This window comes from Candidatus Saccharibacteria bacterium, from assembly GCA_017983775.1.
Taxonomy (GTDB): domain Bacteria; phylum Patescibacteriota; class Saccharimonadia; order JAGOAT01; family JAGOAT01; genus JAGOAT01.
The window spans coordinates 1-10,451 of record JAGOAT010000029.1 but is presented as its reverse complement, the minus strand read 5'-3'; the positions used below and the strand labels follow the sequence as shown (position 1 = coordinate 10,451).

The following is a 10,451-nucleotide window of genomic DNA, read 5'->3' as shown; positions in this document are numbered from 1 at the left end:
CAGATAGACAGTGCTTTCTCGATCCTCAAGAGGCCCTAGATAGCTCTTCATCATCATATTAAACAATCTGGGTGCCGTTAGGGTATCTTGCTGGCAGTTTGGACATACCTTGTCTACTAGTAGGGAAGTAAGCTGTTCAATATCACTCGAATCCACCTCAGCTAGGTGGTCAGCTCGAAATCTGAGCTTACAATTTTTGCAATCGACCAGCGGATCATTGAAGCCTTCGATATGACCACTAGCCTTCCAGAGTCTGGGGTGCTGGATGATGGCGCCATCAATCCCATAGACATTGATTTTTTCTCGAACCATGGCTTGCCACCAGAGAGATTTGATATTATTGATCAGCTCAACTCCATAGGGACCATAGTCCCAAAATCCACTCAGACCTCCATAAACCTGACTGGACTGGAAGACAAAACCTCGACGTTTGGCGAGGTTGGTAATAGTAGCTAGATCGATAGTTTTATAGTTGCTCATAAGATGATTATAGCATGTTGCAAGTATTTTGTTATGATGCAAATAAAGTGTGATGGAACTAGATAGCGCAGGGTGTCAGCGGATAATATGCTTGACAAATTTATATAATGTGTGTATAATATATGACGTAAATTAAGAAAGAAGGGGAAGTTATGAATTGTGAGAATATTTACGAGAAAAGTAGAAAGAGAGAGAGGCATGTCAGCTCGACTAGCAGGCGTATTTTTGGCGGCTACTGTAGTAGTTGGATGCAGTGGTACTGGTAGGGGAAGTACTGTTGAGCCATGTGAGGACGACGGTACTACTATTGAGGCCACATACAATAATGGGGATCCTAACTATAGGAAAGATACTGATCCTGCTGTGCTGGCTAACTTTGGCGCACAATTGCCATACGGTGGAAGGGTAGATGAAGGTCCGAGTGACAGTTTAGATCAAATTGGAGAAGTAGTCTGTATAGATGGAAAAGGGGAAGGGGGAAAGGTCGTTTTAACTGTTCAAGGTGCACAGCTACAGGAAAGATATATAAGAAATAGTGGTACTACAACTAGAGCAACTGAATAATTAATTGGTCTAGCCAGCCTTCAAACCGTTTATCATACATGCTAAGCGATTTGGTATCAAAAAGCTTCAATAGGGCGATAGTATCAACATTGATCACATCAAAGAGTAGCTTTTGGGGTATTTTATTGATATCAAGATTAGGCAAGCTACCACTTTGGTCTAGGAGTTTTGATTTGAAGTAAATTTGGATTAGGTTTAAGTTGGTGTTATTGAAATTTTGATAAATATCTACCAAGGCTTGCCAGAGTTCAGGTTGGGGGTGTTGATGGATTGAGTAATTACTTAGTAAGCGGATGATTAGACTAATTGCTTCAATCATTTCGAGGCTAGAGAGCTGAATAGTGTCAATAACCTCTACTGCAGTAAGGATAGGTATTTTTGATCTGCCACTTAGCTCTATAGATAATAGATAATTTGGCTCGAGATAAGCTCGCAATTTGGCATTTGGTCTGAGAACTCCTTTTGCGATTACTGTTACCTTACCCTGTTCTTTCGTAAAGATATCAATGAATTGGTTTGCCTCACCATAGCTAGTCTTATTGAGGACCAGTCCTGTCAGCTTGATTAATTGAGAATCTGACAAACTACAATCCTTTGAAGGTTGATTTTTTTTCTATCCGGACATCAAGTAGTTGCTTGACTCTGAGACTAAGATCATCAAAAGGTTGGTTGGTCAAAATCAATTTATCAGGTATTTCAATCCTAAGAATTGTAAGTTGAGTCAGGATTGCAATTGCATTATCCTGTCCTTTTCCTAGATCTAAAATCAGCTGATTTGGGGGGCTAATTGCCAGGTGGTTGATTAAGAGCTCAGGATTGTTAAAGATCACTAGAAAAGGAAACTTCTTTTTGAAAGCCTCAACTGTAGCTAAGTCTTGACTGTAGAATACTTGGTGCTTATTCATTATCTACTAGTCTAGCTTGCGTTTGGGTTGGTAGATGAATATTAAGATAGTTTGTATTATCGATTCGAGTCAATCTAGTTTTTCCTCCAGTGTATTTGATAATTTCCAAAGCTAGAGCTAGCTCAAAGTCTAGTCGAAAGTATTTGAGATTACCAATTACTTTTCTTTGAGCTATTGGATACCTTGCCCCGGAGTCGATCAAACGGATGATAATTGAATCAGATCTCTTAAAACTATCGATCACAATGCTATTACTTGGAGCATTACCTAGAGCCCTTTTGGCAATAGTTAATAATGATTGATAAAGCTTGAGGTAGTTACCGGAGATCCCGGGTAGAGCTTTTGTTCTTCTATAGTCGACTTGACCAATTTGTCTGAGGTCAGATACTAGTTGATCCAGGAGTAATCTAGTCTGAATGGCATTACTTATGATCTTGTGATTTTGATCTAGTCCACTAAGTGATAGGATGATATCAAAGGTTCTGTCAAGCTGGGAGATTAAGTCATCAGTTCTATTGAGTAATTCAGATTGATTAGAGTCGAGATTAGTCTTGGCTAGCTCCGAAAGATAGATTTGACTACTAACGATCGGGTCCTTTATTTGCTTGATTAAACTTGCAAGGTTTCGGAAATCATCTCTAGGTACTAACATTCTCAATAATCTGATTAAACTGATCTTCATACAACTGAAGACTATCAGTTCTGATTAATAATGTTTTATCCTGGATTGGAATTAGAACAAATGCACCCTGGCTTTGAATATCTTTGAAAAATTCAGAACGATAGTAGGCTTCTTTGCCTGAGACTTGAATCAGGTAGCCCTGATCGGCTTTTGCTAGTTTGGAGTCCTGATCTTGGGCTTTGGCTTTTTCTTGAGAGTAAGGAGATTCGATTAGCTCAATTTTCAAGGCAAATCTATTAGTATTAAAGTCAACCTTACCCGGGTGAGCAATAATTGATATAGGGTTGCTACTAGAATTGTTGTAGACAGTAGAGTAGCTTTTTGGATAACTAATCTTAAATCCTCCATAAATCTCCGGAGACTGGTAGACAGTAAATGGATTATTGAGCTGCTCTTGGAATGCTATGCGATCAATATCCCTTTGGTCGATAATACCCGTATTGTAAGCTTCCTGGTAGACTTTATCTTGGTCAAATTTATTCTGAGCTAGTATAAAGACCAAGATAATCACAACAATTACTAGAATCACTACTGCAACCATAGCAACAAAACTAACTAATTTACTCTTGGCTATTAGACTTTCACTAGATATATGATGATCAAAATCATCTTCAAATTCTGTGTCTTGAATATCTTTTTGGTCTATCTTGTCCATGAATTAATTATATCATGCGGTTAGGGGAGGTAGCCTACTTAAGCGTTTTATAGTACAGATCTAAAGTTTGTTTGCCGACAGTCGTAGTAGAGTATCTTTGGACTAGATTAAGTTGGCCATCAATCACTTTTCGATATTGTTCTTGGTTGAGTTTTGCAAAATGGGTGATCGTTTTAGCTAGCACTTGATAGTCAAAAGGATCAAATACTTGATTTACTAGATTGTCCATTACGCTAGTATAGCCAGGGTTGTTGCCAGCGAGTACAATTGGCCTACCTGTTGCCATTGCTTCAGTCAGGACAATTCCAAAGCTCTCTCCGCCAGTAGCTGGGTAGACAGCGATATCAATTGATTTTAAAAATTCAATCTTTTTTTGTTCATGAAGATGACCATGCCAGGTAGCCAACTTACTAAGTCCAAGTTGGTCGCTGAGTTCGAGTAGTTTTTGATGATCCTTACCATCTCCAGCAATCTCGAGCTGGAAATTTAGGCCTTGATCCAAAAGAATCTTACTGGCATTAAGCAAATGGGCAAGTCCTTTACGTTTGACTAGTCTTCCTAAAAAACCGATTCGAATTGGCTGATTTGGCCAAGGTTGATTGAGGGTGCTTTTATCAAAGTATTTTGAGTTATCAACTGGATTGGGTATCACTATGCTGTCAAGACCTAGATAACGTTTGGCAAAACCTTGAGCCGGTTTTGACACACTAATCACTTGAGCTAGATGTCTTTGAGAGCGACGATTGAGTAGTCCAATCACATATGAACCGATGACGCTGGTAAAGCCAGAAGGAACAATATGAACCGTGCCAAAAGCTAGGGTTTGCTCTGGACAAAGATTGAGTACCCTGCCAGCCAACAATGGGCTATAGGGCATTTGAACATGAATGATATCAAAACGATTTTTTGTAAGAATTTGTTTGATCAAATCCTTTGAAGCGGGCAAAGGGATATTCAGAGTGTTTTGGTTGAAGTTAACCTTGATGTTCTCAGCAAGGCTATAAACCTGCCCTAGATTTGAGCTTTTGCTTTTACTGACCAGGAAACTAACTGTATGACCGTGATCATTATAATATTTGGCAAGAGACTTGATATGTTGCTGGATACCATCATCACGGTCAAGACTATCATCGAAGACGAAGGCAATCTTTAGCTTAGGTTTTGAGGATTTTTTCATATAGGTTTAAGTAACTGTTTACTATTATATCAAAATCATACTTCAAAATCTCCTGCCTTGACCAGTCAACAAAAACCTGTGATATTTCAGGATTATTAATGAACAGGGCAAGTCTTCTCGCGAATTCTTCAGGATTCTTTGGGTTGACCAGTCCAAGCTCTCCGACGCCAGTCAATACTGAGCTGTACCCAGGGTTGTTGCCAGCAACAATTGGCTTATTGCAGGCCATGGCTTCAAGTAGAACTATTCCAAAGCTCTCACCATAGATCGCAGGAGAGCAGAAGACATCTGCCGACTTGAGCCAGATTCGTTTATCTTGATCACTGATCTGACCGAGCCACTTTACCCTGTGGGTCAATTGGTAACGTTCAGTGTAGTTAACGAGGCTCCTAAATTTTGGTCCATACCCTGCTAATACCAACTCTGCATCAATGCCCATTTCTTGAGTTAGAACCCTGAAGGCCTTTAGTAGATAGTCGAGACCTTTGCGTTTTTCGAGTCGTCCGATATAGAAAATTGTTGGCTTAGGTAAGCGAAAATTCTTGGTGGGTTGTTGGTATATATTGATATTGATGGCATTGGGTATGATATGAAATTTTTTATCAGTCAAGTTGCTCAAGTATTCGGCGGCAACTTCACTAACTGCTGTAAAGTAGTCAAAGTCTCCTAAAATTGAACGAGCATAGGGAGTGATAGCCTTTTCAATTGGCCTAGAGATAAAACTATCTGGTAATTTTGCGTGAAAGGTTGCTAAAGTTTTCTGATTTTTCGGTAGGAGATCAATGATTTGTTTGGAAAGTCTTGGGATCCATGGTTCGTGAAAATGCCAAAGGTCAAATTGATGACTATCGAGTAGAGAGACTATCTCAGACTTATCCGTTGAGAAGGTCAATTCAGTACTAGTTGCAAATGGTGTACGTACTTTGCGGGCTCGACCTAGCATAATCACTCTTGGGTCAGCTTGGTAGCTGGTTTGAAGAGTAGTCGGAGCAATAATTGCAACTTTATGCTCTCTGCTCTCCAGTTGGTTTGCTAGATCACGGATGCATTCTTGGACTCCACCAGGTCGATAAAAGTCATAAGGGCATACTAGGGCAACTTTCATGAAGCTATTATATCAAGGATTTGCTTGGTCAGGGTCGCTTTGATTTCTTCTTTGGTTGCAATTAGGCTCGGTGCATGGTTGGCTAGCTTAAGGAAGTGGAAGCTATAATTCCGATAGTATTGCCCGAATAATTGATTGGTTTTGTTCCAGTCAATATACTGGTCGTCTTTGGTAATTAGGTTGATAAAATCTATCTCAATCTTTGCATTGGATGGTATTAAGAATTGCTTAGTTAGTAATTGGTGCCCGATTGTAGCATGGGTCTTGAGGTCCTGTTTCCAGAGCTGGTATTCCAGCTCTACTAGTTCAGATCTCTGACCTGTATCTTGGTATTTCTTGATTCCAAGTCGATATAGCCACTTGATTTTTGGAGAGTTGACAATTCTTTGGGCAATGTTGATCAGAGGCCAGTAGCGAAATACTAGTAAGGACTTGAAGAAAAATAGCTCAGGATTTTTGAGGTCAAAAGGATGGAAGCTATCTGCCCCAAGTGGGCAACCCAGACCAAGGATTTTATCTAGTTTATTTTCCAGCTCAGGGTTCTGTAAAAGTGTAGTTGTGATTAGTTGACCGCCAAGTGAGATTGCTACCACAAAGAGGTTAGTGACTTCAATTTGACTGATTAGCTTACCCAGGTATTCTGAGAGATTTTCAAGGCTAATATCTTGACCAGTAGAGTTTAAGGGGGCTGTTTCTCCCGTCCCAGGTAAGTCAAAACTGATTACTTGTCCATAGTCTTGCAAGAATTCAATTACTCCATGCATTCTAGTTTGATTGGAGTGTAGACCCTGAATCAGTAGAAAAGTCTTGGTAGAGTCTGGATTGGTTGGAGGGTGAAAATAGATGATTTGTTGGATACGATCAATATCGTATTGTTTACTAGACATAGGGCTATTTTACCATTATTATAATCAGCATGAAGCTTAAGGAGTTATTGAAGGGCAGGATTACGGGGATAGTCTTAAGCGTATCAGGTGGTCTAGGGATACTGGCTGCTATGCAGCTGGCACTTGATCAGTTGCACTTACTTGAAAATCCTGGTTATGTACCAGTTTGTTCGATCAATCAGACTGTTAGTTGTACTCCTGTGATTGAATCATGGCAGTCTTCTGTTTTTGGATTTCCGAACTCATACTTGGGGCTGATTAGTTTTGCAATGATCTTGGCAGTTGGGGTCGCTTTGATTGGCAAAGTAAAGTTTCCTAGATGGTATATGTTGCTATTCAACCTTGGGACTTTAGGTGGTTTAATGATGACACACTGGTTGGCTGGAAGTGTAATGTTTGATATTGGTAAGCTTTGCTTGTGGTGTGTGCTTGTATGGATTTGTACTGGAGCGAGCTTTGTTTACACTACAGCTTATAATTTTAGCCACGACAACCTAAAGTTTGGTAATCCAAAGTTTAGACAGGAGTTTGTCAACAATAGACTCTCAATTCTTCTAGCCTGGTATCTAATGATGGCTGGTTTGATAGCCTGGAAGCTCTTCTAGGGTGTCTCCTCATTCTATCTGATATTTTTTATATATTATCTAGAATTTTGATACCAATGATTGTTGAAGATATAGCTTAAGAAAGGTAAGAAAGGTGACACCTTAAGTAGTTTTTGGGCATTAAAATCATGCTTTTAGCTGGATTACACAATAAAAAGCTTAATTTACCAGGTGTCACCTCGAAGTGTTGGAAGAGTTGGGTATTTTTTGCTTTACATTTGGCTTTGTATGATGTAAGATAACTTGCGAAACAGTGAATTATCTGACAGATTGGTGCCGATAGTGTGTCAAAAGTGTCCAGTAACAAACGGTTTTGAAGTAAATAATTAATAAGAAAGGTTTTAGTCAGATGACAACTAAATTATATGTTGGTGGTATTCCTTATTCTACTACAGAACAAGAATTGGAAGAGTTCTTTAGTGTAGCTGGTCAGGTAGTAAGCGCAAGAATTATTACAGATAGAGAGACTAATCGCTCAAAAGGCTTTGGTTTTGTCGAAATGTCTAGTGAAGAGGAAGCTGAAAAGGCTATCTCAATGCTTCATGACAAAGAAATGGGTGGTAGAAAAATCACCGTCAATAAGGCACGACCCAAAGAAGATCGACCAGCTAGACGTTTCTAGGATTGGCTTGATTTGTCGATAAACGATAGCACTCCCAGTACTGGGAGTGCTTTGGTATTAAAACTAGTAAATAATTATGGCAGAAAATAATATTCGCAACATTGCAGTGATAGCCCATGTCGATCATGGTAAGACTACGCTGGTCGATGCTTTTTTGAAGCAAACCAAGGTCTTTCGCGATAATCAAGCAGAGATGAGTCAGGATTTGATTATGGATTCCAATGATCAAGAGCGTGAGCGAGGAATTACTATCACGGCTAAGATTACGGCAGTCAAGTTCAATGATACCCAGATCAATATCATTGATACTCCTGGACATGCCGATTTCGGTGGTGAAGTCGAGAGGACTTTACATATGGCAGATGGTTGTCTATTAATCGTTGATGCTCAAGAGGGGCCAATGCCTCAGACCAAATTTGTTCTGGAGAAGGCATTTGTGGCAGGACTCAGACCAATTGTCGTAATCAACAAGATTGATAAGCCAGCAGCCAGAGTTGATCAGATAGTCGAAGAGATAGGAGATCTATTTTTGGAATTAGCCACTGATGATAGTCAGTTAGATTACCCAATCTATTATGCGATAGGTAGAGATGGCAAGGCTTGGAAAGATTTACCAGATGACTCTAGTCAGCCAGCAGATATCCAGCCAATCCTTGAAGCAATCATTGAATACATACCTGAGCCAATAGTATCTGATGGAGGTTTTCAGCTTCTAGTAACTTCACTTGAATGGGATGATTATCAGGGTAAATATGTGATTGGCAAAGTAGAGCGAGGTCAACTCAAGACTGGTGATATTCTAAGCTTGGTAGATCAGAGTGGAGTAGTTGGTAGCGGTTATCGAGTCGATAAAATCTATGGATATCAAGGTCTAGATAAGGTGATCAAAGATCAAGCTACTGCAGGCGAGATTATCGCAGTCACAGGTATCAAGGATGCTAAGATTGGTCAGACTTTGACCACACCAGATATGCCAGAAGCACTAGAAGCCATAGACCTGGAACCACCTACTCTGAGTATTTATTTGGGTCCAAACACATCTCCATTCAAGGGCTTGGAGGGGGAATTTACGACTTCTAGACAGATTGGTGATCGGTTGAAGCGAGAATTGGAGACTAATATTGGATTGATAGTAGAGGATGATGGGATTGGGTTTACCATCAAGGGTCGAGGTGAGTTGCATTTGAGTGTTTTGATGGAATCGATGCGCCGAGAAGGGTTTGAGTTTGAGATTGGTCGACCCAAGGTAGTATATAAAGAGCAAGATGGCAAGAGTATGGAGCCAGTGGAGTTGGTGACTATTGAGGTGCCAGTCGAGCATATTGGAGTGATCCAATCTGAGTTTGGTAGTCGTAAGGCTGAGCTATTAGAACAAGTCACCCTTAGGGATAATCTGGTCAGGCTAGTTTATCGGATTAGTACTCGCAATCTGATTGGGTTGCGTAGTCAGCTAATCACTTCGACCAAGGGAACGCTGGTAATGAATAGTTTAATGGATGGTTATCAGCCAAAGACAACAGAGCTAGAATCAAAACGCAACGGTGTGCTAATCGCTTGGGAGCAGGGTGAGAGTCGAGCTTATGCTTTGAATAATGCCGAAGCTAGAGGGGTGTTATTTGTTGGGCCGGGGGTCAAATTGTATCAGGGGCAAATCATTGGACTTGCTAATCAAAAAGATGATTTGGATATTAATGCTTCCAAGTCCAAGCAACTTACCAATATGCGGAGCAAGAGCAGTGATGGCACTATCAAACTGACACCAGCTATCGAAATGAGCCTTGAGCAATCAATGGATTTTCTTAATGATGATGAATTGCTGGAGATTACTCCTAGTTCACTTAGGCTGCGTAAGCGGATACTGGATAAAGGTCTTCGTAAGAAGAAATAACCAAGGTAAGAAGTCAATAGACTACACAGAAAAACTATTGGAAGATAGTTGCAAATGGGTTAAGCTTATACCGTATAGATATTATTCAGGAGGGATAGTTGAAGAAGCAGTTTGGGAGAATTGTAATCGTCGGGGGAGGCTTTGCTGGGGTCAAGCTGGCTTTAAGTCTGGCAGAACATAAACATTTTGAGGTTTGCTTGATCTCGGATACTGATTATTTTGAGTACCATGCGGCACTATATCGTTCGGCTACAGGTGGCTCACCTCGTGAGGTCAAGATTCCCTTGGAGGATATTTTTTCCAAACACTCTACTGTAAATGTGGTCAAAGATAAGATTATTGAGATAGACTATGCTGATAAAAAAGTTATAGGCAAGTCGAGACGAAAATATTACTTTGACAAGCTAGTGATGGCACCGGGCTTAGTTCCATGCTATTTTGGGATTGAGGGGGTGGAAGAGAATGCTTTCTCGCTCGATTCTATTCATAGTGCAGATAGATTAAGAAAACACCTAGGTCAACTGGTCAAAAATAAAGGTCAGGAAAAAGAGATCGAATTTGTGGTGGTAGGTGGAGGAGCGACGGGGGTAGAATTGGCTGCTGAACTGCCATTTTATTTGAAAGATTTATCTAGCAAAAAAACTACCAAGAAATGTCAGATCAAGATTGACTTGATTGAGGCTTCACCTAGACTGCTGGGATTACTCTCACCTAAGGCATCGAAGTTTGCTCAATGGAGACTAGAGGAGCTAGGCGTCAATTTGAGACTAAAGACCCAAGTCCAAGCTATCAAGGGAGGTAAGTTGAGATTGAATACTGGAGAATCAATCAGGACCAAGACTGTAGTCTGGACAGCAGGGGCAACCAATAACCCAATATTT

13 protein-coding genes are annotated in these 10,451 nt (G+C 40.3%); 5 read left to right on the top strand and 8 right to left on the bottom strand.

Annotated features, from left to right (window positions below; translation table 11 throughout):
* Nucleotides 1-480 (bottom strand): glycine--tRNA ligase (locus tag KA531_03650; GenBank protein MBP6005964.1); only part of this gene is annotated, 480 nt, incomplete at its 3' end.
* 198 nt (nucleotides 481-678) lie between these two features.
* On the opposite strand from KA531_03650, the gene KA531_03645 reads away from it, so the two are divergent.
* Complete coding sequence (locus tag KA531_03645) at nucleotides 679-1,044, top strand: hypothetical protein (GenBank protein MBP6005963.1); 366 nt, start codon at nucleotides 679-681, stop codon at nucleotides 1,042-1,044.
* Here the strand turns inward: KA531_03645 and recO are convergent.
* The 7 genes from recO to KA531_03610 are packed head-to-tail and all read right to left on the bottom strand — an operon-like array spanning nucleotide 1,028 to nucleotide 6,455.
* Entirely contained in the window at nucleotides 1,028-1,627 is a 600-nt protein-coding gene (recO, locus tag KA531_03640; protein ID MBP6005962.1) for a DNA repair protein RecO, read from the bottom strand. The genes KA531_03645 and recO overlap by 17 nt on opposite strands.
* 1 nt (nucleotide 1,628) lies before the next feature.
* On the bottom strand, nucleotides 1,629-1,949 hold the full coding sequence (locus KA531_03635; GenBank protein ID MBP6005961.1) for a hypothetical protein: 321 nt from the start codon (nucleotides 1,947-1,949) through the stop codon (nucleotides 1,629-1,631).
* Nucleotides 1,942-2,601, bottom strand: a complete 660-nt coding sequence (locus KA531_03630) for a HAMP domain-containing histidine kinase (GenBank protein ID MBP6005960.1) — start codon at nucleotides 2,599-2,601, stop codon at nucleotides 1,942-1,944. Before KA531_03630 ends, KA531_03635 begins: the two co-directional genes overlap by 8 nt.
* Nucleotides 2,588-3,286, bottom strand: a complete 699-nt coding sequence (locus KA531_03625; GenBank protein ID MBP6005959.1) for a hypothetical protein — start codon at nucleotides 3,284-3,286, stop codon at nucleotides 2,588-2,590. The genes KA531_03630 and KA531_03625 overlap by 14 nt, the downstream gene beginning before the upstream one ends.
* 34 nt (nucleotides 3,287-3,320) lie before the next feature.
* Nucleotides 3,321-4,463, bottom strand: a complete 1,143-nt coding sequence (locus KA531_03620; GenBank protein MBP6005958.1) for a glycosyltransferase family 4 protein — start codon at nucleotides 4,461-4,463, stop codon at nucleotides 3,321-3,323.
* A complete protein-coding gene (locus KA531_03615; GenBank protein MBP6005957.1) occupies nucleotides 4,441-5,568 on the bottom strand; it encodes a glycosyltransferase family 4 protein in 1,128 nt (375 codons plus the stop codon). The genes KA531_03620 and KA531_03615 overlap by 23 nt, the downstream gene beginning before the upstream one ends.
* Nucleotides 5,565-6,455: an alpha/beta hydrolase gene (locus KA531_03610; protein ID MBP6005956.1), complete on the bottom strand. Its 891-nt coding sequence runs from the start codon at nucleotides 6,453-6,455 to the stop codon at nucleotides 5,565-5,567. The genes KA531_03615 and KA531_03610 overlap by 4 nt, the downstream gene beginning before the upstream one ends.
* 29 nt (nucleotides 6,456-6,484) lie before the next feature.
* Here KA531_03610 and KA531_03605 point away from each other — a divergent pair, with 29 nt between their 5' ends.
* The 4 genes from KA531_03605 to KA531_03590 all read left to right on the top strand — a co-directional run.
* Complete coding sequence (locus tag KA531_03605; GenBank protein ID MBP6005955.1) at nucleotides 6,485-7,060, top strand: vitamin K epoxide reductase family protein; 576 nt, start codon at nucleotides 6,485-6,487, stop codon at nucleotides 7,058-7,060.
* A 349-nt stretch (nucleotides 7,061-7,409) separates the two neighbouring features.
* Complete coding sequence (locus KA531_03600; GenBank protein MBP6005954.1) at nucleotides 7,410-7,682, top strand: RNA-binding protein; 273 nt, start codon at nucleotides 7,410-7,412, stop codon at nucleotides 7,680-7,682.
* A gap of 76 nt (nucleotides 7,683-7,758) precedes the next feature.
* Nucleotides 7,759-9,570, top strand: a complete 1,812-nt coding sequence (gene typA / locus KA531_03595) for a translational GTPase TypA (protein MBP6005953.1) — start codon at nucleotides 7,759-7,761, stop codon at nucleotides 9,568-9,570.
* Between the two features lie 98 nt (nucleotides 9,571-9,668).
* Nucleotides 9,669-10,451 (top strand): FAD-dependent oxidoreductase (locus KA531_03590; protein ID MBP6005952.1); only part of this gene is annotated, 783 nt, incomplete at its 3' end.

Excerpts from the sequence above, each read along its gene's own strand:
- KA531_03645 (MBP6005963.1), top strand. The coding sequence starts at position 679 with ATGTCAGCTCGACTAGCAGGCGTATTTTTGGCGGCTACTGTAGTAGTT.
- KA531_03635 (MBP6005961.1), bottom strand. The coding sequence starts at position 1,949 with ATGAATAAGCACCAAGTATTCTACAGTCAAGACTTAGCTACAGTTGAG.
- KA531_03630 (MBP6005960.1), bottom strand. The coding sequence starts at position 2,601 with ATGTTAGTACCTAGAGATGATTTCCGAAACCTTGCAAGTTTAATCAAG.
- KA531_03625 (MBP6005959.1), bottom strand. The coding sequence starts at position 3,286 with ATGGACAAGATAGACCAAAAAGATATTCAAGACACAGAATTTGAAGAT.
- KA531_03620 (MBP6005958.1), bottom strand. The coding sequence starts at position 4,463 with ATGAAAAAATCCTCAAAACCTAAGCTAAAGATTGCCTTCGTCTTCGAT.
- KA531_03615 (MBP6005957.1), bottom strand. The coding sequence starts at position 5,568 with ATGAAAGTTGCCCTAGTATGCCCTTATGACTTTTATCGACCTGGTGGA.
- KA531_03610 (MBP6005956.1), bottom strand. The coding sequence starts at position 6,455 with ATGTCTAGTAAACAATACGATATTGATCGTATCCAACAAATCATCTAT.
- KA531_03605 (MBP6005955.1), top strand. The coding sequence starts at position 6,485 with ATGAAGCTTAAGGAGTTATTGAAGGGCAGGATTACGGGGATAGTCTTA.
- KA531_03600 (MBP6005954.1), top strand. The coding sequence starts at position 7,410 with ATGACAACTAAATTATATGTTGGTGGTATTCCTTATTCTACTACAGAA.
- typA (MBP6005953.1), top strand. The coding sequence starts at position 7,759 with ATGGCAGAAAATAATATTCGCAACATTGCAGTGATAGCCCATGTCGAT.